The sequence below is a fragment of the Parvibaculum indicum genome (assembly GCF_011762095.1).
In the GTDB taxonomy this organism is placed as follows: Bacteria; Pseudomonadota; Alphaproteobacteria; order Parvibaculales; family Parvibaculaceae; genus Parvibaculum; species Parvibaculum indicum.
The window spans coordinates 139,356-160,335 of sequence record NZ_JAASQO010000002.1 but is presented as its reverse complement, the minus strand read 5'-3'; the positions used below and the strand labels follow the sequence as shown (position 1 = coordinate 160,335).

Below are 20,980 nucleotides of genomic sequence, written 5' to 3'. Positions count from 1 at the left end.
GAACGGATCCTTAGATGCGGATGTCCACGCCGCCATTGGCGGCGATATTGACGTTGTAGACGGACGCCTGGGCGAGGTCCGCGGCGTCGGCGTCGTCGTCGATGCCGCCGGCGGTTCCGCCATTGCCGTTATTGTCGGCAAAGGCGCCGCCGCTATCAGGGTTCTGGTCGCGCAGGGAGAAGCTCAGGGAGCTGTTGTCGGTGTCGAGACCGGCATTTTGCAACGCCTGCTGGAGCGCGCGCTGATCGCGCTGCAGGAGATCGAGAGTGTCCTGCTTGTCGGCCATCATGTGGGCCGAGACGTGGCCGTCCTTATGGACTTCCATCTTCACGTCGATCCGGCCCATTTCGGGCGGGTCGAGGCGGATTTCAAAGCGGTCCACGCCTTTGTTGAGGTTGCGGGCCATCTGGATGGCGAGCGCGGAGGCGGGAAGCTGCGTCGGCTGGGTCTGGCCGGGCAGGGTGCCGATGCGCATGGTGGGCGAGGAACCGTTGCCGCGCGCCGCCTGCGCGGGGACGCCTGTAACGAGGTCGTTGTTCGCCGGAGCGCCGTTGGAGGGCGTTCCCTGCGCCGGCTGCGGCGCGGCAGCGGCAGGCTGGCCCTTGGCGGAAGCCGCCGCTTTGGCATGGTCGGGACCGGCCTGTCCGGGCGCGGCGGCATTGGCCGTCGGCTGGTTCCTGGCGGCGTCGCCCTTGGTCGCGTCGCTCTTGGCGTCGGCAAGTTTCTGGGCCGCCTCGTGGCCGAGACCCTTTTTGTCCTTTGCCGACACGGCCGGTTCGTCCCCGCTGTCGCCCGCCGCGGATTTGGCGTTTGCCTGCGTTTCGGCATTGGCGAGGGGCTGAGCGGCGGTTTTGTCGGCGGGCTTGCTGTCCGCCGTCTTGTCGTCTGCCGGAGCACTGGCGGCCTTGTCGCCCGCGGTATCGCCCTTTTGCGGCGTTGCATCGGCGGAACCCGCCTTGCCGGCGGCCTGCAAGGCGGCTTTCTTTTCTTCCGGGGTCAGGGGCGCGGCAGCTTTGCCGTCGCCGGCCACGGCTTTCTCCGCCGTGTCGCCCTTTGTCGCCTTCGTCTTCTCAAGCGGGGCCTTGGTTTCGACGGCGGCGGCCTGCGCGGCGCTATCGTCCTGTTTGCCGTTTTCGTCCTCGGCCTTCTGAGCGTTGTCGCGGGATTGGGTTTCGGTCTGTTCGGCAGACGCCGCCTTATCGCCGTCGCCATCCGATTGGGTCGCGTCGGCGGTATCGGCCCTGGTGTCCGCGACACCGCCATCGGCGGGCGCGGAGGCGTCCCGAGGACCGGCCTCGGGATCGCCGGGGCCCGCGGGCTTATCGGTGCGGTCGCTGTCCTTCTTGTGGCTTGCCTGTTGGGCGCGGTTTTCCTCGGCTTCCTCCCGGCGGGCCCGGGCGGTGTCGTGCTCCCTGCGCTGGCCGGGCGTCATGGCATGGGCATCGTCGGCGCGTGCGCGGTCCTTTGCGACGCGGGCCAGATGTTCGGCGAAGATTTCCGCGCCGCTCGGCGGCTTTGCCGCCACGCGCAGGGCACCGGGGCGCAGGGAAAGCGCCTCGCCGGTCGCGCCGCTACGGTTCGCGGAGGAGTTCGCGGAAGAAGATGAATAATCCATGGCCTGCCGGTCCCGTCATATTACCGATTACGGAGCGGAGACGGCATGAGAGCCCTCCGCGCCGGTTAGGTAGCAAGGGCCGGGCCAGCGCCATTTGTCGCGGCGGTTCAGAAAATATGTTGAATTTACAAAGGCTTCGACATCGGCGTGCAGTCTGGCCTGTTGACGGGAGAGGCCGCTGCACCGATATTTCTGCCGGGTGGCGGCAGTTTTTGCCGCCTTTTGATTTGGACGGCCGCGCATGGTGCGCGAGCTGGATAGTGCGATGCGCGCGAGTTTCGACGAAAACACGGGTTTGAACAGCCTCGATCTCCCCGGGCGGCCGGAGGAGACGCGGGTGGTCGTTGCCATGTCGGGCGGGGTGGACAGCTCCGTCACGGCTGCGTTGCTCGCCGAGCAGGGCTATGACGTGGTGGGCATCACCATGCAGCTCTACGATCATGGGCAGGCGGTGCAGAAGAAGGGCGCCTGCTGCGCAGGGCAGGACATTCACGATGCCCGCCGTGTGGCCGAGCAGATCGGCATTCCGCACTATGTGCTCGACTATGAAGACCGGTTCCGCGAGGCGGTGATCGAGGATTTCGCCGATTCCTACGCGGCGGGCGAGACCCCGATCCCCTGCATCCGTTGCAATGAGCGGGTGAAGTTTCGCGATCTGCTGGAAACGGCGCGCGATCTGGGCGCGGCGGCGCTGGCTACTGGACATTATATTGCGACGAAGCCGGGTGCGAACGGACATCGCGAGCTGCACCGGCCCCGCGACGACGATCGCGACCAGAGCTATTTCCTTTTCACCACCACACAGGACCAGCTCGATTATCTGCGGTTTCCGCTGGGCGACCTGACCAAGCCGGAGGCACGGGCGATTGCCGAGCGCATGGGACTGCATGTGGCGGCGAAGCCGGACAGCCAGGACATCTGCTTCGTGCCCACGGGGCGCTATACGACCATCGTCGACCGGCTTCGCCCGAACGCTGCCATGGCAGGCGAGATCGTCCATCTGGACGGGCGCGTACTGGGCCGTCATGAAGGGATTACGCGGTTTACCGTCGGGCAGCGCCGGGGGCTCGGCATCGGTGCGGCGGAGCCCAATACGGAGCCGCTTTTCGTGGTCGGGCTCGACCCGGCCCGCAGCCGCGTCATTGTCGGCCCGCGCGAGGCATTGCTGACGCGCCGGCTGACCCTGCGCGAGGTGAACTGGCTGGGCGATCTGCCGCTGGCCGACCTGCCGGCGGCGGGCCTGGATGTGCTCGCCAAGGTGCGGTCCACCCGGCCGCCCGTGCCGGCGCGCTTCTTTCTCAAGGGCGGCGCGGTAGAGGTCGAGCTCGCAGAGGGCGAAGAGGGCGTGTCGCCCGGTCAGGCTTGCGTTTTCTATGGCATGGAAGATGAAGGCAGCCGGGTGTTGGGCGGCGGGTGGATTGCGAAAGCGGTCAATCCGGTACTCGAAACATTGCAGGTTGCGGAAAACATGGCGCAAACCGCGGCCGCAAGGTAGATTGCCATTGAGACAATAGTGTCATATTGGCTCAATTCCGCCGTAATCGGGTCCTAAATGATGGACGCCGAACGACCGGCAGGTATCAAGGAGAAAGTAAAGTGAACGGAGCCGCCCGCATCGACGAGCAATCGGTTATCAAGGCCTATGCGCGGTGGGCGCCTGTCTATGACTTCTCTTTCGCGCATATCGCGGCTGCCGGACGCAAATCGGCCATCGACATCATCAATCGTCGCGAGGGCACGCTGCTGGAAGTGGGCGTGGGGACGGGCGTGGCGCTGCCGCGCTATGCACCGCATCTGCGTGTGACCGGCATCGACCTGTCGCCGGACATGCTCAAAAAGGCGCGCGAGCGGGTGAAGGACAAGGGCCTTGCCAATGTCCTCGGCCTTTACGAAATGGATGCGAGCGATCTCCGTTTCGAGGACGGTTCTTATGAAACGGTCGTCGCCATGTATGTGATGACGGTCGTGCCCGATCCGGTCAAGGTGATGAAAGAGCTCGAGCGCGTTTGCGCGCCGGGCGGCGAAGTCGTCATCGTCAATCACTTCGCACAGGATCACGGCGTGCGCGGACGGGTGGAACGCTGGATGGCGCCGGCGGCGCGGGCGCTGGGCTGGCATCCTGATTTCCGGATCGAGACCATCGACAGCATCACCGATCTGGAACTGGTGGAGACGCGGGCGATCAATCCGATGAAGCTCTTCACCATGCTCCGTTTCCGCAAGCCGGAATAAGAGGCGGATCAGTCCGCCGCGCGGACGGCTATCTTCCCGCTCTATTGTTTTCGTTCTTCATCGCGGCGTTTCAGTTCGTCCGATGTCATGCGGCTGCCGTCATGCGACCAGCCGGGTGGCGCGACGAAATAGGATAGGCGCTGGCGCAGCGTAAGGCCGCGCTGTGCGATGTCTTTCAGAATACCGACATATTCATGCGTGGCGACGCGCAAGGGGTTGAACGTGCCAAGGTTTTTCACCAGGCCGTATTCGGCGGGCTCTGCGTCGTCTTCCGGGACGAAGCTGCCGAACAGCCTGTCCCAGACGATCAGCGTGCCCGCATAATTCGCATCGAGATATTTCGGGTTGCGCGCATGGTGAACGCGATGATGCGACGGCGTGTTGAATACCGCCTCGAACCAGCGCGGGAAGCGGCCCACGGCTTCGGTATGGATCCAGAACTGATAGACGAGGTTCAGCGCGCCGACAAAAGCCAGCGCACCGGGGTGAAAGCCGATCAGGGCGAGAGGCGTCTGCAACAGGAACATGCCGCTGATACCGCTGAGCCAGGGCTGACGCAGCGCGGTGGAGAGATTGTAGTGCTGGCTGGAATGATGGATCACATGATCGGCCCAGAACCAGCGAATGCGGTGGCTGAAGCGATGCCCCCAGTAAAAGCGCATATCGTCCAGCAGAAAGAGCAGGAAAAGGCTGAGTGGCGTCGTCGGGATGGTCGCAAGACGCATGTCATAGGCACCGAGGAGGCAGAGATAGCCGAGCCCGCCCAGCAACACGCCACCCAATACGCTACCCGTGCCCATAATGAGACTGGTCAACGTATCGCGCGTCTCGTAGTCGCCTTTCAGGCGCCGTCGGTGCACCAGAGTGAGTTCGATCAGTACAAGGACGATGAAGAGAGGGGTTGCCACCTGTGTGGGGTCCGGCAGCGTCGCGGGGTCGAGAAGCGGGCCGAGGAAGTTCATGCTCTTGCCTCCCGCCCCGTCGCCGCGTGTTCGGGCGGGCAGGTGGTGCTTTCCATCGCCTCGATCCAGCGCTCGCATTCACTTTCATTGGCGAGCGCGACGGTGAGCCGGGGCATGGTGTAGTCGGCCAGGATCAGGCGCAGGCGGTTGTCGGAAAGGCGCTTCAGCGTCTTCACGCTGCCCGCCGGCAGGTCGCGCGCTATCCATTTGCTGCCCATTGCATAAAGAAGCCCCGCATCGCCGTTTTCGAGCGTGACGAGGGCGGCGTGCCGGTCAGTGGCCAGGCGGGCCTCGCGCGCCGGCAGGTCCGGGCAGGCGGCCTGAAAGAGACGCAGCGCTTCGCTTTCATCGACGAGGCTCCGGCGGGCGGAGCGGCCGAGCCAATGCGCATAGGCGGCGATACCCGCGCAGGCCGTCAGGCCGACGGCGATGAAGACGGGAAGCGGCATGGGCGTTCCATTTTCCGTTTGCTTTTCTAGCGGGTGATAATAATTCAGTAAAATGACATAATAAGTGAATTATAAGACCTAATTGGTGAGCAGCCCGCCCGCCGGAAGGCCGATTTTCATGGATATACGCCAGATTCGCCATTTCGATGCGCTTTACAGGCTGCGCTCTTTCCGGCTTGCCGCGGAAGAGCAGGGGCTTACCCATTCGGCGCTGACCAAGAGCCTGCAAAGGCTGGAGGCCGATACGGGGCTTAGCCTTTTCGACCGGACGACGCGGCAGGTGGTGCCCACCTCAGCGGGAGAACGCCTGGCCGCGCGGGCCCGCGAGCTACTGCGCGGGATGGGGGATTTCGAGGCCGAGGCCCGCGCTCTCAAGGGCGGCATCGAGGGCGATCTGCGCATCGGCGCCTCGCCCCAGCCGGCGGAGTCGCTGGTTATCGATGCGCTGGCCCGGTTTGCGCCGGCCAATCCGACCGTGCGCGTGGCGATGGAGAGCGCGCTTCAGCCGGACCTGATCGGGGCGCTGATGGCGCGCGAGATCGATTTTGCCGTGCTGGGCTGGATCGCCTTCGAGCCGGTGCATTTCGAGGAGGATGTACTGATCGAACAGCTCGGCGCGGAGCCGTCCGTCATCGTGGCACGGGAGGGGCACCCGCTGGTGCAGGCCGGTGCGCCTTCGGAAGCCTATCTCGACTATCCCTGGGCGGCGGCGCATTTCGCCGAAGACGATTACCGGCACTTTCCGGGCGATTTCGCGGTGGAGATGAAGCGTAGGGGAATTCCGCAGCTGCGGCTCGAAAGCGTTTCGGCCTGTCTGGAGCTTTCGCGCCGAACCGACATTCTGACCGGGGCCGCGCGGTCCATCGGCGAGCGCGCAGTGGAGCGGGGCGGGGTGACGCTGGTGGAATATCCCTTCGAGGTCGAAACCCGTTACGCCATCCTGCGCCGGCGGGACCGGAGCCTTCTGCCCGCGGCAGGCCGTCTGCGCGCGGAAATCGTGGAGATCGCGCGCGAAAGAGGCTGGCGCGGCCGCTAGCTCTCCGCGCGGCACGGCGCTTGCTCCTTTTCTACCCAAATCGCAGCTTTCCCTGCGAACGGCGCCTCGATGATCCAAAATGGGACATGGGGCGGTCTGTCATTGTTGCGGAGTTGAACAGATGAAACAGCTTTTCCTGAAACTGGTCCTGCCGGCGTTTCGCTGGTTCAGCAGCCTGACGCGCTTCGATCGCTGGCTGGCGGCCGGGACGGCCGGCACGGCGGTTACCGGCAGCGCGGCCTTCGTGCTTTCCGCCTTTCTGATGGCCAGCCCGGCGGCGGCCTGCGACAGCGGTGGCGGTGGCTGGTATGGAGGCGACAACTGGAACTGGAATTGGAACGACAACGGCAATTGGAACGAGAATTTCAACTGGAATTCCAATTCCAACGGGAACTGGAACTCCAACTCGAATTCGAACACCAATTCCAACTCGAACGGCGGTAGCTGACGGCTTCGGGCATGGTTGGGCGGGACGCCCCTGCGACATCGCGAAAAAGGCGGTGGCGCGGGGCGTTTTCCCGTGAACGGGTGCGGTTGAGAAGAGTTTTTGCCTCCGCGGCGCGGTCAATGCGCCGAAGGCCGCCGTCCTGCTTGACAGGGCAAGCCGACGCCCCTTATATCCCGGAACTCTCGCGCGACAGGGCCCTTTGCGGCACCCCGAAGCGCCGGATCAGGCCCTCCCCGGGCCACGCCGCGACGGCGCATGGGGCGGAGTAGCTCAGCTGGTTAGAGCAGCGGAATCATAATCCGCGTGTCGGGGGTTCGAGTCCCTCCTCCGCTACCACCGCAAACCCACTATGGCGGGCCTGCGGGAACACCGGGGCCTCCATGAGCGCGGCGAGCTTTCCTTTTACTTCCACGTCGAACGGGCCTTTCGGACCGTCCGGATGCACGGTGACGGTGTGGATGAGGCTTCGCATATCGGCGATCAGCGGGCCTCTGTCTTCCTTCGCAGTGGCGTGATCGGTCAGCGTTTCCGCCAGCCGGTCCACGGTGGCGAGGTACTGGTCGATGGTCGCGGGATGAATCGAGACCACCTTCGGTGCGGCCTCCATGCCCCCCAGCTGCTCTTCCAGTTCCTGCTTTTCCGCATCGAGCTTCGCCGTCATCGGCCCTGCCACGGCGCCCGGCATTTCGCCTTTCGCGATCGCTGTCACAAGCCGGTCGATCTCGCGGGCGATTTCTCCCAGCCGGACCTCCATCTTCATCCTGCGCTGGGCGCGGCCCGATGCGAGGCGGCGGCGCTCTTCATTGTATTTCCGCACATAAATCTCGATCAGGCGCGGATCGCGAAGCTGGGCGCGCATGCCGTCCAGCACCGCAGCTTCCACGTCGCGCAGATAGAGGATGCGCCGGTTGGAGCAGGCCCCACTCTCCCTGACGGCTGAACATCGCACACGGGCCTTGCCTGTCTTGTCATAGTCGTGGATAGAAAGCCCGCTGCCACAGCATCCGCATTTCAGCAGGCCGGAAAGGAGATAGCTTCCCCGTCGCCCCCTTTTGACATGCTCGCCGCCACGCCCGCTTTTGAGTTCGTGGACCTTCGCCCAGGTTTCATCATCGACGATGCGAAGATGCGGCGCGGCGGCCGACTCCCACTGATCTTTCGGGTTGGGGCGGGAAATCTTCCGGCCCGTATCCGGGTGGCGGACCATGCGGACCTTGTTCCAGACGATGCGGCCGACATAAAGCTCGTTGAAGACGATGCCGCTGCCGCGCCTGGCATTGCCGTTGATGGTGGAGGCGTTCCATTGCCGCCCGCGCGGCGGGGCGATGCCCTCGCGGTTCAAATCGCCTGCGATCTCGCGCGGAACGCGGCCCGCGGCATATTCGGCAAAGATGCGCCGCACGATGGCGGCTTCGGCTTCGTCGATTTCCAGTTCTCCGGGCGCGCCTGCCACGGCGCGATAGCCATAGGCGCGCCCGCCTGCGTGGCGGCCGCCGCGCACGACGCCGGACATGCCGCGCCTGATTTTCTTGGCGTTGTCTTCCCGGTAGAGCTGCCCCACAAGCCCGCGCAGGCCGATGGTGACCGTATTGGCCACGCCTTCATGCACGGCGGAAATATCGATCCCCATGAAGCCCAGGCGCTTGTAGAGCCCGGCCAGATCCTCCATGTCGCGGGAGAGGCGGTCCAGCGATTCCACGACGAGGACATCGAACCGTCCGGCCTTGGCCGCCTCCATCATGTCCATCAACCCGTCGCGGCCGAACATGGACCCGCCGGAGCGCGCGCGATCGCTGTAGACGGCAACGACGTCATGCCCGTCGCGCCGGGCATGGGCGCGGCAGAGGGATACCTGATCCTCGATGGAGGATTCCTGCTGCATCTCGGTGGAGAAGCGGGCATAGATGACGGCGCGGGTCATGGGTCAGGCCTAGCCTCGACCTGTATTCCGAGTAGCGGGTCGAACGGCGCATCGTTTGGTCTGTAGACCCAAGAGCACTCGTCAGGAGAAAAGAACATAAGGGCGACCGCAGCGCGGCGTTCCAGCCGCATTAGCCGCACATTTTTTTCGCGTGCTACGATTTCGTCGATCCGTTTATCCAGCCGATCGTTCATTCGGTCGCTCTTTCTCCTCGATTTCCACAGCCCTATGATCGCGCCTGGCCGCCGCGACCGCAAGCGCCTCCACGATCCGGATAAGATCCGGGTCGAGAGGGGGCATGTCGGCCTTGGCGGGGCGGGCGCTGGGCATGGTCAGTGAAGCGCCATCCACGCGACGGCCATGCCAAAAATGACGAAGCCGAGCAGGACGCCGGGCAATATCCACCAGCCGGACGGCGCCTCATGGGGGTCGGGATAGTTGCAGAACGGAACCCGACGATCGATGTGCGCAAGATCGTCGTCGATGAACTGGAACTCGCCGGCCTTGTCCGGCCGCTCGGTGCGGATCTTCTCTGTCATGCCTGTATCCTCCGGATGATTTCCTCGATTTCGCGAGGCACGTCGAAAAAGCCGAGGGCGCCCTTGGCGGCGATGAAGGGGAAGGGGCGCGGGTTCTCGATGACGAGGCCGTAGCGGCCCGTGAACCACTCGCTCGGATGCTCCTCCACGACATCGGTCATGTCGGCGATGCCGATAAAGCCGCCGGTCGGGAAGTCGTCGGGTAGGGGCAGGTCGTGCGGCTTTTCCGTCACCGGGTGGATGCCGCGCCAAAGGCGGCGCATGGCGATCTTGTCCACCTTCTTGCCGGTATGGATGACGAACGCGCCGCGCTGTCGCAGCCCGGCATTCGTCGGCCGCCAGTCGCGGTTTTCGACGGGCTTGATGCCGGCGACGATCAGCCACGCCCAGGGCTGCATGATGGAGAGGGCTTTCATGCGGTGGGCTCTCCCTGTCCATCAGGACTTGTTTGCATTTTTTGCAAAGAAGTCTTCTCCCCCGCGCTCGCGGTGGCGAGCATGGCGGACCAGACTTCTTTCGCGTCCGCAATCACATGCTTGGATGCGGCGTGCGCCTCGAAATAGGCGTCCTCCATCGCGCCACTCACTTCTTCCGGCACCAGCACATATCCGGGGGGAGGGGTACTGGATTTCGCCGGGCGCAGGTTCGATGGCCCGTAGATGTGAAGCATCCCGCCAGCATGTTCCACGACATAGCGCGTTTTCCCTGCCGTTGTTGTCAGCACACCCCGAACTTCTCCTTCAAGCTGATAATCTCCTGTGAATTTCTCCACGAGGTCGCCGATTGAAAAGCACGGCTCAAGCTCTCTCCGCTCATCGGTCATTGGGAACCTTTCGGCATCAACTGCACTGATCTGGACAGGCATTCGTCGAGAAAGCGAAGCTCGTCATCCGATAGAGGGCGGTTGAAGTAGAACACCAGAGACGCAGCGCATTCAGCATCCCTCCCGCAGCCTGTCTTTTCGAGTGGTGGCGATTTGAACTCATGAACATCACCCATCGGCGCTCTCTCCCTGTGCTGCGCGGAGGATGGCGTCGGCTGTGTCACATGACTGCGCGATATTGTCGGCTGCGTCTCGATGCAATTCAGCACGCAAGTGCTTGCCCCACTTTCCCGCAGACGTGCCAGATCTTCCACCGGCACAGTCACCAGCCCGGCAGAGGCGGCGGAGGACGGGTAGTCCCACCATCTTTCGAGCCGCCATTTCCTATTTTCATCCACCTCCACGAATGTGAATGCGCATGTTTCGAGCCGCGCCACCTTCAATTCGGCACCGTCGAAATCCTGGCCTTTCTCGAACCAGTCCTTGATTGCCTCTTCGACCGCGGCTCGCGGGCTGTCGGTATGTGTGATGAAGGGTGGTGCCTCGCCTGTGTCCCACTGCCAGCTACCGTCTGTCACGGCATACCAGCTATGCTGCCGCTCACCCTGTTCAGGTGTTTCCATCACATAGACCCTTCATCAAAAATCAGGCTGGCCTTATAGGGCGCAATAATTTTCGTCACCTTTGCTGCAAACGATTTTCGTTGTTCGATTGTCATGGCCATAAACATGGACACGCATTGCTCGTCCACGGGGCGAGATTTGGCGCGCCGGTCACGCGCTGCCTCTGCTCGACATTCTCGCTCGCTCATGACCCGTCTCCCTGACGGGCGGCAGGGCGGCGAATGTCGAGATCTCGCATCACTTCATCGATTGCACCTCGGCATGAGGGCAGGCCATTTGCTTCCGAGTCATGGAGATCGACGACAAGCCTGCCGAGCATCAGCCTGATGACGTCGTGGTTGACGATCAGCTTCCAGCGGTATGTGGTTCCGTATTTCTTGTTGAGGGCCGCATTCATGCTGTCGAGGAAATCGAGGCGCTTGCCGTCTTTCAGCTCGTTCAATATTGAATCGATGCTGGCAGGGCCGAACAGGGAGCGCAGATAAAGCTGCCCTTTCCGCGTGAGCGTCGATTTGTAGCTTCCGATCTGTGGCTTCCGCACGAGTCCGTGTTTGACGAGGATGCACAGCTGGGTGTGTCCGCTGGTGTATCCAAGGGCATATTTCAGGACGCCTTCATCCACGACGCGCCGCTTGGTCATGTCACCGAAGTTCGCGTAGCCGTGTACGCGTTCGATTTCCTCGTCCGAGACGATCTCTTCGGGCGTTTCAACCATAGTACGGCCTCCAATGCGTCGGGGCGCCTTTGGCGTCCGCCTCGGTCCAGGTGAAGACGATCTTCCCGGCGGCGTCGGTCATCACCCATATGCCCGCGCCGTCCTGCACCAGCGGATTTCGCGACGTGTCGCTCCAGTGCATGGGGCCGTATTCGAAATATTTCATGATCGGGTTCGGCATTCCGGTCTCCCTAATCGTTCCAGTTGGAGAGTTCTTCATCGACCGCGCCTTCGGGGTCGTCCGCGTAGTCACGGATAAAGTCCCCATCCTCGACAAGCGTTCGGACGAGATCGTCGCAACTGCCTTCGGCCAGGTTGAGGCGCTTGCAGTAGTGAGCGGCCGCGCGGCGATGCCATTCTTCATCCGTCAGGGCGGTCGGGCCCGGGAGCGGGGAGTGGTCCGGCTTCGCGGCCTGCTTTGTGCGGATCTTCTTTATGGTCTCCGGGTGGGAGATGCGGGCGAGTTCGGCTTCGCCGGTATTCCGCATGTCGAGCCCGGCGGCGGTGCAGAGGGCGGCGAAGGTGACATTGACGCCGCCCGCTTCCTGATCCGGCTCCCCGACAGGCCGCCCGAAGACGTAATCGACGAGTTGATGCGCTTCGGAGGCCGTGCAGTCGAGGGACTGGACCAGTTCCAGCGCTTCTTCGAGGAAGCGGTGATTGCGCTCGGTCCGGTCGGCGGCGATCTCGCTGCCGAAGCATTTGAGCATCCATTCGTTCACGCGGTGTTGAAACGAACGATGACCGCCACTCGTGTCGCGAAGCGGCGTGGCCGTTGCAACTAGAGCCGAATAAATGGCACGGAGGGTATGTTTAAGAATGCTAGGCCTTTCGCTGTTCATCAGGAATGCCTCACCCATGTCATGTAGTACCTGCTCCTTCGGATCGACAGGTATGACAACGGAGTCTGAGATAGCGTCTTCACTTCTGATCATCTCGACGATCTGTCGAGCTGTCGTATTGATATCGCCCTCTGGGGCATTCACCCCCGCAAGCATTATTTCGGCTGTTTTAAGGACGAGATCGTCATCCCCAATTTTCTGATGAGTGCCGAGTTTCTCCCCGCCATGCTTTTCCACATATTCCGGGGTCGGCATGATACCGGCCTCGGTATAGGCCCGATCCCATTCGCGATCGTCGGTCATGACGCGCCTCCCTCATTTTCGTAGCGGATGAAATTGCGGGCGTCGTTGCGCAGCTCTGGCGGCAGCAGGTTCCAGTTGTTCTTCAGGAAAGACAGGGCCTCGCGGGCGCGGAGGTCCCGTTCTTCCTGGCGGGCGCGGACCAGTCGCGTCCGGCCCATGGCGTATAACGCGCTGTCGAGTGCTTCGACGCGCGCGAGGCGCATCCTATCCTTGGTTTTCATACCCGCGGCGATCTCGCGGGCTTCCAGATCGTCGAGAACCATGACTGTCGGGAAGGCGCGAACGCGCAGGGCTCGCCGGCGCAGCTCCTCGCCCAGATCCTCGTTTTCCTGTTCCAGCCGCGCGACATGGCGCTCCGCCTCGCGTCGGCGCTCCAGCTCGCGATTATTGGCTTCGAGAAGGTCGCGGATGCGGCGCTCCATGGCGCGCAGGAATATCCGCAGGCGCCGGGCGATGCCGTCCTCGACGGTGTCGCTCGCGCGGCGCCTTGGGGCGAGCAGGGGCGGGATCAGGCGGTGGGCTTCCCCGATATCCGCCGTCTGCCCCTCGCGATGCTGGCCGACGCTGAAAAGCAATTCGTCGATGGGTGACGCGCTGGGCGCGGTGACGGATTTATCGGCCGCGCTTCGCCGCCCGGCATCCAGCGCCGCGACGGCGCGTGTCCGGGCTTCCTGGCTGGAATAGGGGATGTCATGGCCGTTGGCGGTTGCCGTATTCATCAGCAAAACTCCCACCTGCGGCGGATGGGAGCGACCTGCCGTTCGGACCATCCCCTGGAAAGCATGATGGCGGCGAGGCGTTTGCCTCCCGCTTCCGTCAGGCAATAGCCCGCGCCGCGCATGCCTTCCTCGTTCCACAGCGTTTGCGCGTAGACGACCATTCCCTTGCGCGCCAGCGCACGAACGACGCGGCGCACTCTGTCGGGGCGGACCGTGGTCCGGCTTGCGACAGCCTTGAACGATATCCCCATATCGACGCCGCCGTTGCGCCATGCGGTAAGGGCCTCCGTTTCGAGATCGGACAGGCGAACCTCGTCTGTGGGGGGATTAGAGTGTCCCAACGGCCCGGTCCTCCAGCTTCCCGCCGTCGGCGAGATGGCGCTCGACGCGCGCCATCATCGCTCCGGCATGTTCCCTGTCCTCGTCGGACGAATCCTTGTCGGCGAGCATGGTTTCGGCCTGACCCTTCAGCTCCGCATAGGTGAAGGCGCATTGCTCGCAGAGCCATTCCCCGTCCCGGCAGACATGCCCGGGATCGCCGGGCAAAAGCGGATCGTTGCATTCGAGGCAGGACCCGAGATGACCCGTCAGTTCGGCCTCCTCCCTCAATGTTTCGACGGCGGTATGGATCGCCGAAAGCGCGGCATTGAAGGGCTTCATCGCCTCGATGATCTGCGCTTCGGCTTCGGCCAGCTCGCGGAAGGCCTTGCGGAATTCGTCGATGCGTTCCTGTGCGCTCATATCGTCGCCATCCTTCCGATCAGGCAGTTGCGCCAGGCGCGGGCCTCGCGGAGCTTGCGGGCATAGGCGCGGAGGATATTGCGGGCGGCGGCCTTCGCCGGGCCGTTGCGGTGATACCAGGCGGTGCCGATCATCTCGACATAGACGCGGATATTCGCGTCCAGCGCGTCCAGCATGGCGCTGGGCGCAACGCCTTCCTCGAGCGCGGCGGCATAGGCGACGTCGAATGTGCGGACATGCTCGGTCATCAGATCCTCATCGGCATGATGACATTGCGGCGGCCTTCATCGCCCGGAACGTCCACGCGGGAAGGGCCGCCCGGGTCCGTGAAACTCATCGTGAGTTCCTTCGCGCCCATGCCGGTGAGGGTGTCGAGTACGTAGCGGTAGTTGAAGCCGATCTCGAAGGGGTCTCCCTCCCACTCGACATCGAGCGTGTCGTTCGCCTCGTATCCGTCCCGGCTGCGGAAGGAAAGCGTCATGATCTCGCCTTCGAGGCGAACTTTCATCGCGTTGCCCTTGTCGTCCTTGGCGACGAGGCAGCGCCTGATTGCCGCCGCGAAAAGGTTGGCATCGACCGTCACCGACCGACCGCCGGGCGGCGGAAGGGCGCGGGTATAGGCCGGATATTTGTTCTCGTTGCGCAGCTTCGAGGCGAACCGGATGAGCGTGGAACCGCGCTCTATCTCGATCTCCACCTTGTTGTCGTCGATGTCGAACGCCACCCGGTCGTCGGAAATGAGAGACTGCATGACTTTCACGGCAGGCAGGGGAATGTTGACGCCCGCATGTTCGACGCCACCCTCCGCCGTCTCGCCTTCTGCCAGCGCCGCCGCGCCGTCCGGCAGGGGAATTTCGGCATAGGCAAAGACGTGCCCGTTCGTCGCCACGGCTGCCAGCGCGCCGTTTTCGATATGGAGGAAAACCCCGTCCAGATAGGCGCGACCATCCGTTTCTCCGGCCGCATAGGAGACCGACAGAAGCCGTTCCGCTTCCACGCCGTGCAGGGAAAACGCCACGGCGCGGCGCGGGCCCTCGAACACGGGAAAGTCGGCCGCCGGCAGCGTCAGCACGTTGAAGCGCGCCCGGGCCGCGCGGACCTGCATGCGGTCGCCGTCCCCCGTCGAACAGCTTATTTCCGCGCCCTCCGGGGCCGTGTCGGCGATGCTTTTCATCTTCGCCGCGGGCGCCGTCACCTCGCCCGGCTCTTCCACGCGGGCCGGCACGGTGACCGACATGCACATATCCATGTTGGAGGCGGTAACCGTCAGGCGGCCATGCTCGCCGCCCTGGTCACCGCCATGCTCCGCGACGAGCTTCAGATTGGAGAGAATGAGCACGTCCGAACGGCCCTTGACGATGCCGGACACATGGTGGCAGGCGCGCAGCAAATTCGCGCGGTCAATCGAGAAGCGCATCGGGGGTCTCCAGCAATTCGGTAATGAGGTCGTAGGCAAGCTGCGAGTCATAGGCTTCGGTGCCGCCCGCCAGCTTTTTCAGGCGAATATCCGCCGCAGTACGCAGCGCCTCGTTGACGGGCCACGGATAGAGCCCGCAAATCAGGTGGACTTTCCGGGTGAGGTATTTTGCGTTGGTCCCGCCGCGCGGCGGGAAGTCCCGCATGCGCCGGGCGGTATCGATGAACTCGTCCTTCTCCGACGCCGGGATCTTCCGCGCCCATGCCCGTGCCTGCCGCCTGAGGGCGTCGCGGCGGGATTCCGGCGCCTGCGCGGCGGCGATGGCGCTGGGCGCGGCGCTCATGAGAAATTCTCCCGGGCGGCCTTCATGTCGATCGGCACCCAGGCGATGGGATGGAGCGGCGTTCCGGTCTCGGCACACACCCAGCCGGCCATGCGGTTGACGCGGCCGTCATCCCATTTCGCCGGGACGGGGTATTCGCAATCGGTAATGACCATGACGACGCGCCCGTCGCGCGGCGCCGTGCCGAGAATGCGCGGCTGGTAGCTCAGCAGGTTTTCGCCGGGGATCTGTGCGAGGTCGAAGCTCAGATCGCGCAACAGGCTGTCGGAATAGACGACCCGGTGAAACCGGGCCTTTTCCACGACCTTTTCGACGATCCGGCGATACATGTTGGCCAGCGCGAAAAGCTCGATATTCGGCCGGTCGCAGAGCGCCCGGTACTGTTCGAGGGTCAGGTCTTTCAGCGCCATCGGTTCGGCGGCGGGCTTGGCGTCGTCGCTCATGACAGCCACCTGTCCCAGGCGAGAGAGCCGAGAAAGACGAGGGCGAAGCCGAGCGTGAAGGCCGCCGCGCGGGACCGGCGCAGATGGGCGGCGATCCGCCGCCGCGCATGGCGGCGCTTGCGCTGGAGATAGAAGCGGCGGCCGTAATCGGCCGGGAGAGGTGCGTGCGGAACGCGCCCTTGCGGCATGTCGGTCATCGATAGAGTACTCCCAGCAGGTCGAGGATGCGCGCGAGCGCGAAGCTCGCGACGATGAGGGCGAGAAACACCCCGATGGCGAAGGTGAAGAAGGAGCGGGGTTCGGCGAGGGGAGAGCGATTCATGACGGCGTCTCCATCCGCTCCAGAAGCGACCGGATTCGCGTTTCTGTCTCGGTCGCCCGGAAGAACACCCGCGCGCTGTCCGCCTCCGTATGTCGTGCCGGATCGATCAGCAGCGACAGGATGTCCTGCGCGGCCTTGAGCTGGGTTTTTGCTTCGGCGAGTACGTCCCCGGCCGTCGATCCGTCATCGGCCGGTTCGGGCGGCCCGCTGCGTTCCCGCGAAAGCTCGGCCAGTATTTTTATGGCTTCGGCATGCGCTTCGCGGATGGTTGGAGGCGTCGTCGGCCCGACAAAAGGGGCGAGAGCATCCTTCAGGCCCAAAAGGGCGCGGACCACATCGGGCAGCATCGCGACCTGATTGAGCATTTGCATGATTTTGTCGCCGCTCTCGTTGCCGTAAACGCCGGCGACGGTGAGCGACACGCTTTCCGGCGCCTGCCGTTCGATGCACAGGCGGGCGCTGTCGTCGTCGCGTTCGACGGTCCATTCCTCGGCTGCGAGCTGGTGGAGATATTCGCTCATCACCGGCACCTCTCGCAGGGGCATTCGTCGCCCATCCGGGCCTGCGTGGCGCGGGGTTGCGCCGCGCGGAGCGCCGCCGCCCGTTTCGCGGCCAGATCGCGCCGGCCCTGTTCTTCGCTGCGGCGGGGCCTGTCGAGCGTGTCGGCGACATGCATGGGGTCAGGCCTCCAGTCCAAGCCGGCGACGACGACGGGCGCGTTCGCGGGTGCCCTGGTGCGGCATGGGGTTGCGCTTGCGGCGGCTTACCGGAACGGGCACGCCACCGACGGAGGAATCGGTAATCCGTGCCGCGACGACGGCCCACATCTGCATTGCGCCTTCGACCGAGTTGCCGTTTTCCAGCCGATGGCGGCTCGTCTCGCGGAAGCCCTTGGTGGGGTGGATCTGGCACATATGGGAGGCGGGTGGAACATCCAGATGGAATTCTTCACTCAGACGGTCGTTCGTCGCCTCGAGCGCCCGGCCCTTGCCGAGGCGGTAAGAGCGAGGGTTGTGGCCGTCTTCATCGACGCGGGCTTGAGTGGACACCGCTTCCTCCTTCGCGCTGGGCGCTTCTTACTGAATGATTTCGCAATTGATGGCGGAGACGCGGCGGATGCCCGCGCGGATGAAATCGACTTCGAGGCGGCCGTCGTTCCGCCCCGGCGCCGGCAGGATCGCCTTCACCTCGCCCTCGCCGAACTGCCGGTGCGAGACGCAGTCGCCTTCGCAGAAGGCGGCGTTGTCCGTGATGACGAAGCCCTGGTCGGGCTCGCCGCCGGCGGGCATCGGGATTTCGGTAGCGTTCAGGAAGCCGGTTTTCATCGTTCTCTCCTTTGGGTGGCATTCCCCGGCGGCTGGGGGGCTTGGGGCAGAGAGCCGCCGGGATTGCCGTTCGGCGGGTGGGGTCACCGCCGATGGAGAGATGAAAGCATGTCTTTCATTGTTTGGCAAGCGAAAGAAAGAATAGCTTTCAATTTTACGGGTGGAATAGGGAACCAGGCGCGGAAAGCCGGGAATTATTCATTCCGGCTTATATCCGTGCGGTGCGTGAAAAATAGCGGTGGGGCCTATTTATCGAAGCTGATTGTATCGATGTTCGCCTGAACAAAACGAGTAAAATCAATAGCTTCCTTCAATCCGACTATTTCTGCGGTCTGGTCGCGATGATAGTCATAGGGCCATTCGTAGCGCCTAGTGGTGACTTCCCGTCCTTTCAGGAGCTGCTCGAAAACGTGGCGGTCAGAAGTGCAGCCGTCAGCACTCGTTGTGAATGGTTTATCTTTATCAATTCTAATTTTAGCTTTCCGATTTGGAAAATCGTGCCCCATCACGCAAGCGTAGGAAAATTTTCCCTTGATATTCAGTCCGATAAAGATGCGTGTTTGATAGTTGTAAAGAGTGCACTTTCGCGTGTCGTCCATTGCATCTGCTTTGCAGTCAACGCGCCATTGTTCCTTACCGCCATTTCTTGGCCTTCCAAAGCTTCCAGAACCATCGGTGTAGTAGTGATAGGGTGCACCGGTTTCCGTCCGGCCCTCTCTCGATCTCAAAATTCCATCTTCGCTGATTGCTCTGGATACATCATCGATTTGATGCACGACTCGCTCGTTCGCCATCCACCCATCACCGGCGAATGATAGCGTTGAAAAAAACGTGCACAGAACTGTTGCGACAATAACTCTGGACATTGCTTCCTCCCGAAACATCTCGGCTTCAGAGTCTACGTGCGAACCAGACGACACGACCGATAATACCCGCTTCGTCTGCCGTAAGCATGTAGGGCTCGTGAAGAGGGTTGTCCGAAATCAGCCTTATGGCGGGCGGATCGCTCTGGGGAACCCGTTCGATGCGCTTCACAACAACGCCGAAGCCGTCCCAGACGGCAAATATGCCGGGTGGGGTAGGGTTGTGATCCGAAATATCGATCATCACTCTGTCACCCGAATGCAGGCCGCCCCCATCCGGCGTTTCCATGCTGTCTCCCTGCACCTCAATGATTCTCATGCGCCCGGCGCGAACCCGAACTTCGGCGAGGTATTCGTCGGGAAAGTGCCACTGGCCCTTGAGCGAATCGGTTTTGATCGTATGGCCGTTTTCCATGGTGAATTGATCGGGTGGGTTATCGCCCCCGAAACCCATGCCGCCCCTCACATCAACCTCGGGTATGGCAGATGAAAGATGATCGGTCGTCGGATCAGGATTGCCGGATCGAGTTGTTCGGCTCTTTTCCCCAGGCCCCTTGCCATTTCCAGTGAGGAGCCACGTTTCGTCGACATTCAGAATTTTGGCGAGCGCATTAAGGTTCCGAGTTGTGAGGCCATATCCGCGCTCCCAGTTGCCCACAGCACCCCTGGAAATCTTGGTTTCCCGACCGGAAGACAAAACTTTTGCCAGCCCTTCCTGAGTGAACCGCTTGGCTTTTCTTGCCTGAGCGATGCGATCTCCGCGAGCCGTATCTGTGCCGAGTTCTTTCATATCGCCGACAATGCCGAAAGGCTCACTTTCCTTCACCGAAAGAAATGCTTGCTTTCAATTGAAAGATTTGCTTTCAATACCGCATGGAGCAGGCTCTGAAAGATGCAAAGGAAAAGGTTGGCGGCGCCGCTGGGTTGGCGGCGGCCATCAATAACAGCACGGGTGAGCGCATAAGTCCGCAGGCGGTAAGCCAATGGAAGGTTGTGCCCGCCACGCGGGTTCTTGCTGTGGAACAGGTAACTGGCATCAGTCGGTACAAGCTTCGCCCTGACATCTATGGGAGCGAGCCTCAGCTGGAGCCCGCCCATGGCTGACCTCGCGCCGCTGGGCGTTTCCATCGGGTCGAAATACGCGGCGGGCTATCGGCTCGACCGCTTTCCCGGTTCCGGCACTCACCTTCCGCCGGTCAGACAGGGTGAGCCGCCGGTGGGCGAGGGGGACGGCACCGCCCCCTCGCCCTTGCTTTCGCATGCGAATTCCCTTTCCACGCCGCGCGAAGATTGCCCAGGGGACCGCGGGCCTCTCGGTCGCGCAAACACAAGTCCGGATGCCGCGCTGGGCGCGGATGTGGATGAGGCATCGACCGGCCAATCCGGACGACCCGCGGGTGAATTCAGGAATGCACAGGGGGTCTCTAACCGTGATGTAAGCACGGATGGAAAGCCATACGCCCCGGACGCTCCGCAGGGCAATCCGGGACCGGCACAGGCCATCGCTGAGCCGGTGACCGTTGAAACCATGGCGCGTGGGCCTGCGGTCCATGAGACCCAATTCACTCGAACCGAAAACACGCCTGCCGAAGCGGGCGATCGTCCTCCTCCCGTGGAGGGGAGGGCGGCGTCCGCGCCGCGCGGGGTTCGTCCCTGCGCGCCGGGCGCCTGCCATCGGACGGGAGAACCCGCCGATGAATGAAATCCACAGAGGTGACGTTATCGCCGGAGCGCGCCCCGTCTGCCAGGACCCTGGCCCGCTCCACATATCCGATGATGGTTTCGATATCCGTCATGGTCTCTCCGATCTCGTTCCCGAAGGACACCCTCTCTGTACGGAAGAAGGTACAGAGCAAGGAGTCCGGGATGCGGGAAAAGTTGTCCGGGGATCGGGAAAATCAGGACGCGAACGAGGAATCGCAAGCGGTGTCTGAAGTTACGGCTGACGATGTGCTGCGGGAAATGCGGCAAATGGTGCGCAACGCCGCCGGTTCGCCGGAAGGCTGGGGCGACAACGTGAAGAGCGCCATCGGGCGCGCGGCGAGCGCGCTGGGGCTTTCATGGAGAGAGGCGAAGGGCTGGTGGTACGGCGAGCGGCGGGAACCGACCGTCGCCTATTACCTGACCGTGAGGAAGCGATACGAGGCGTGGTGCGCGCGCGAGGCCCGCATGAATGCCGCCCGAAAGGAACTACTCGATGCGCGGATCGACGCCGCGCGAGGGATCAAGGCGAACGATGCGGATCATCTTTCTTTATCTGGCGCGGCTCTGCCGGGCGATCGGCAACAGGCACGTTGAC

At 63.1% G+C, this 20,980-nt stretch carries 33 protein-coding genes and 1 tRNA gene; 7 read left to right on the top strand and 27 right to left on the bottom strand.

Features of this window, described 5'->3' with window-relative positions; translation table 11 throughout:
• Positions 1 to 10 precede the first annotated feature (10 nt).
• The gene (locus FHS78_RS03390; protein WP_167090336.1) at positions 11 to 1,615 is read right to left on the bottom strand and encodes a flagellar hook-length control protein FliK; all 1,605 of its coding nucleotides are present in this window, start codon (positions 1,613 to 1,615) and stop codon (positions 11 to 13) included.
• Between the two features lie 241 nt (positions 1,616 to 1,856).
• On the opposite strand from FHS78_RS03390, the gene mnmA reads away from it, so the two are divergent.
• Both mnmA and FHS78_RS03380 read left to right on the top strand, forming a co-directional pair.
• Positions 1,857 to 3,110 (top strand): tRNA 2-thiouridine(34) synthase MnmA, encoded by a 1,254-nt coding sequence (mnmA, locus tag FHS78_RS03385; protein ID WP_246220329.1) that lies wholly within the window; start codon positions 1,857 to 1,859, stop codon positions 3,108 to 3,110.
• 101 nt (positions 3,111 to 3,211) lie between these two features.
• The gene (locus tag FHS78_RS03380) at positions 3,212 to 3,847 is read left to right on the top strand and encodes a class I SAM-dependent methyltransferase (protein ID WP_167090334.1); all 636 of its coding nucleotides are present in this window, start codon (positions 3,212 to 3,214) and stop codon (positions 3,845 to 3,847) included.
• A gap of 41 nt (positions 3,848 to 3,888) precedes the next feature.
• Here FHS78_RS03380 and FHS78_RS03375 read toward each other — a convergent pair whose 3' ends face one another.
• Positions 3,889 to 4,809 (bottom strand): sterol desaturase family protein, encoded by a 921-nt coding sequence (locus FHS78_RS03375; RefSeq protein WP_167090332.1) that lies wholly within the window; start codon positions 4,807 to 4,809, stop codon positions 3,889 to 3,891.
• Entirely contained in the window at positions 4,806 to 5,258 is a 453-nt protein-coding gene (locus FHS78_RS03370) for a hypothetical protein (protein WP_167090331.1), read from the bottom strand. The genes FHS78_RS03375 and FHS78_RS03370 overlap by 4 nt, the downstream gene beginning before the upstream one ends.
• Positions 5,259 to 5,376: 118 nt before the next feature.
• Between FHS78_RS03370 and FHS78_RS03365 the strand changes: the two genes are divergently transcribed.
• From FHS78_RS03365 to FHS78_RS03355, 3 genes are all read left to right on the top strand, one after another.
• Positions 5,377 to 6,294, top strand: coding sequence for a LysR family transcriptional regulator (locus FHS78_RS03365; protein WP_167090329.1), 918 nt, complete (start codon positions 5,377 to 5,379; stop codon positions 6,292 to 6,294).
• A 121-nt stretch (positions 6,295 to 6,415) separates the two neighbouring features.
• Positions 6,416 to 6,742: a hypothetical protein gene (locus FHS78_RS03360; RefSeq protein WP_167090327.1), complete on the top strand. Its 327-nt coding sequence runs from the start codon at positions 6,416 to 6,418 to the stop codon at positions 6,740 to 6,742.
• A gap of 259 nt (positions 6,743 to 7,001) precedes the next feature.
• A tRNA-Met gene (locus tag FHS78_RS03355) sits at positions 7,002 to 7,078 on the top strand.
• Here the strand turns inward: FHS78_RS03355 and FHS78_RS03350 are convergent.
• The 24 genes from FHS78_RS03350 to FHS78_RS03240 form a co-directional block, all read right to left on the bottom strand.
• Positions 7,035 to 8,624 carry a recombinase family protein gene (locus FHS78_RS03350; RefSeq protein ID WP_246220337.1) on the bottom strand — a complete coding sequence of 530 codons (1,590 nt, stop codon included), beginning with the start codon at positions 8,622 to 8,624 and terminating at the stop codon, positions 7,035 to 7,037. The two genes, FHS78_RS03355 and FHS78_RS03350, sit on opposite strands and share 44 nt — an antisense overlap.
• 371 nt (positions 8,625 to 8,995) lie before the next feature.
• A complete protein-coding gene (locus FHS78_RS03345) occupies positions 8,996 to 9,202 on the bottom strand; it encodes a hypothetical protein (protein WP_167090325.1) in 207 nt (68 codons plus the stop codon).
• Positions 9,199 to 9,618, bottom strand: coding sequence for an ASCH domain-containing protein (locus FHS78_RS03340; protein WP_167090323.1), 420 nt, complete (start codon positions 9,616 to 9,618; stop codon positions 9,199 to 9,201). Before FHS78_RS03340 ends, FHS78_RS03345 begins: the two co-directional genes overlap by 4 nt.
• A complete protein-coding gene (locus FHS78_RS03335; protein WP_167090321.1) occupies positions 9,615 to 10,025 on the bottom strand; it encodes a hypothetical protein in 411 nt (136 codons plus the stop codon). Before FHS78_RS03335 ends, FHS78_RS03340 begins: the two co-directional genes overlap by 4 nt.
• Positions 10,022 to 10,648: a hypothetical protein gene (locus FHS78_RS03330; protein ID WP_167090319.1), complete on the bottom strand. Its 627-nt coding sequence runs from the start codon at positions 10,646 to 10,648 to the stop codon at positions 10,022 to 10,024. Before FHS78_RS03330 ends, FHS78_RS03335 begins: the two co-directional genes overlap by 4 nt.
• The gene (locus FHS78_RS03325; protein ID WP_167090317.1) at positions 10,648 to 10,836 is read right to left on the bottom strand and encodes a hypothetical protein; all 189 of its coding nucleotides are present in this window, start codon (positions 10,834 to 10,836) and stop codon (positions 10,648 to 10,650) included. The genes FHS78_RS03330 and FHS78_RS03325 overlap by 1 nt, the downstream gene beginning before the upstream one ends.
• Positions 10,833 to 11,363, bottom strand: coding sequence for a hypothetical protein (locus tag FHS78_RS03320; RefSeq protein WP_167090315.1), 531 nt, complete (start codon positions 11,361 to 11,363; stop codon positions 10,833 to 10,835). The genes FHS78_RS03325 and FHS78_RS03320 overlap by 4 nt, the downstream gene beginning before the upstream one ends.
• A complete protein-coding gene (locus FHS78_RS03315; RefSeq protein WP_167090313.1) occupies positions 11,356 to 11,544 on the bottom strand; it encodes a hypothetical protein in 189 nt (62 codons plus the stop codon). The genes FHS78_RS03320 and FHS78_RS03315 overlap by 8 nt, the downstream gene beginning before the upstream one ends.
• 10 nt (positions 11,545 to 11,554) lie before the next feature.
• A complete protein-coding gene (locus FHS78_RS19210) occupies positions 11,555 to 12,508 on the bottom strand; it encodes a hypothetical protein (protein WP_205305174.1) in 954 nt (317 codons plus the stop codon).
• Positions 12,505 to 13,227, bottom strand: a complete 723-nt coding sequence (locus FHS78_RS03305) for a hypothetical protein (protein ID WP_167090311.1) — start codon at positions 13,225 to 13,227, stop codon at positions 12,505 to 12,507. The genes FHS78_RS19210 and FHS78_RS03305 overlap by 4 nt, the downstream gene beginning before the upstream one ends.
• Complete coding sequence (locus FHS78_RS03300; protein WP_167090309.1) at positions 13,227 to 13,568, bottom strand: hypothetical protein; 342 nt, start codon at positions 13,566 to 13,568, stop codon at positions 13,227 to 13,229. Before FHS78_RS03300 ends, FHS78_RS03305 begins: the two co-directional genes overlap by 1 nt.
• Positions 13,555 to 13,968 (bottom strand): hypothetical protein, encoded by a 414-nt coding sequence (locus FHS78_RS03295; RefSeq protein ID WP_167090307.1) that lies wholly within the window; start codon positions 13,966 to 13,968, stop codon positions 13,555 to 13,557. Before FHS78_RS03295 ends, FHS78_RS03300 begins: the two co-directional genes overlap by 14 nt.
• Entirely contained in the window at positions 13,965 to 14,216 is a 252-nt protein-coding gene (locus tag FHS78_RS03290) for a hypothetical protein (protein WP_167090305.1), read from the bottom strand. The genes FHS78_RS03295 and FHS78_RS03290 overlap by 4 nt, the downstream gene beginning before the upstream one ends.
• Entirely contained in the window at positions 14,216 to 15,385 is a 1,170-nt protein-coding gene (gene dnaN, locus FHS78_RS03285; protein WP_167090303.1) for a DNA polymerase III subunit beta, read from the bottom strand. The genes FHS78_RS03290 and dnaN overlap by 1 nt, the downstream gene beginning before the upstream one ends.
• Positions 15,369 to 15,728, bottom strand: coding sequence for a hypothetical protein (locus FHS78_RS03280; protein WP_167090301.1), 360 nt, complete (start codon positions 15,726 to 15,728; stop codon positions 15,369 to 15,371). Before FHS78_RS03280 ends, dnaN begins: the two co-directional genes overlap by 17 nt.
• Positions 15,725 to 16,171 (bottom strand): hypothetical protein, encoded by a 447-nt coding sequence (locus tag FHS78_RS03275; RefSeq protein ID WP_167090299.1) that lies wholly within the window; start codon positions 16,169 to 16,171, stop codon positions 15,725 to 15,727. The genes FHS78_RS03280 and FHS78_RS03275 overlap by 4 nt, the downstream gene beginning before the upstream one ends.
• Positions 16,168 to 16,368, bottom strand: coding sequence for a hypothetical protein (locus tag FHS78_RS03270; protein ID WP_167090297.1), 201 nt, complete (start codon positions 16,366 to 16,368; stop codon positions 16,168 to 16,170). Before FHS78_RS03270 ends, FHS78_RS03275 begins: the two co-directional genes overlap by 4 nt.
• On the bottom strand, positions 16,365 to 16,493 hold the full coding sequence (locus tag FHS78_RS19575; RefSeq protein WP_281356553.1) for a hypothetical protein: 129 nt from the start codon (positions 16,491 to 16,493) through the stop codon (positions 16,365 to 16,367). The genes FHS78_RS03270 and FHS78_RS19575 overlap by 4 nt, the downstream gene beginning before the upstream one ends.
• On the bottom strand, positions 16,490 to 17,038 hold the full coding sequence (locus tag FHS78_RS03265; RefSeq protein ID WP_167090295.1) for a hypothetical protein: 549 nt from the start codon (positions 17,036 to 17,038) through the stop codon (positions 16,490 to 16,492). Before FHS78_RS03265 ends, FHS78_RS19575 begins: the two co-directional genes overlap by 4 nt.
• Complete coding sequence (locus tag FHS78_RS03260; RefSeq protein ID WP_167090293.1) at positions 17,014 to 17,169, bottom strand: hypothetical protein; 156 nt, start codon at positions 17,167 to 17,169, stop codon at positions 17,014 to 17,016. Before FHS78_RS03260 ends, FHS78_RS03265 begins: the two co-directional genes overlap by 25 nt.
• Positions 17,170 to 17,173: 4 nt before the next feature.
• On the bottom strand, positions 17,174 to 17,542 hold the full coding sequence (locus FHS78_RS03255; protein WP_167090291.1) for a hypothetical protein: 369 nt from the start codon (positions 17,540 to 17,542) through the stop codon (positions 17,174 to 17,176).
• A 27-nt stretch (positions 17,543 to 17,569) separates the two neighbouring features.
• The gene (locus FHS78_RS03250; protein WP_167090289.1) at positions 17,570 to 17,818 is read right to left on the bottom strand and encodes a hypothetical protein; all 249 of its coding nucleotides are present in this window, start codon (positions 17,816 to 17,818) and stop codon (positions 17,570 to 17,572) included.
• 245 nt (positions 17,819 to 18,063) lie between these two features.
• Positions 18,064 to 18,684 carry a hypothetical protein gene (locus FHS78_RS03245; protein WP_167090287.1) on the bottom strand — a complete coding sequence of 207 codons (621 nt, stop codon included), beginning with the start codon at positions 18,682 to 18,684 and terminating at the stop codon, positions 18,064 to 18,066.
• 25 nt (positions 18,685 to 18,709) lie between these two features.
• Positions 18,710 to 19,507, bottom strand: coding sequence for a S24 family peptidase (locus tag FHS78_RS03240; protein ID WP_167090285.1), 798 nt, complete (start codon positions 19,505 to 19,507; stop codon positions 18,710 to 18,712).
• A 47-nt stretch (positions 19,508 to 19,554) separates the two neighbouring features.
• On the opposite strand from FHS78_RS03240, the gene FHS78_RS03235 reads away from it, so the two are divergent.
• Complete coding sequence (locus FHS78_RS03235) at positions 19,555 to 19,785, top strand: YdaS family helix-turn-helix protein (RefSeq protein WP_167090283.1); 231 nt, start codon at positions 19,555 to 19,557, stop codon at positions 19,783 to 19,785.
• A gap of 594 nt (positions 19,786 to 20,379) precedes the next feature.
• Positions 20,380 to 20,979, top strand: coding sequence for a hypothetical protein (locus tag FHS78_RS03230; RefSeq protein WP_167090281.1), 600 nt, complete (start codon positions 20,380 to 20,382; stop codon positions 20,977 to 20,979).
• Position 20,980: the final 1 nt, after the last annotated feature.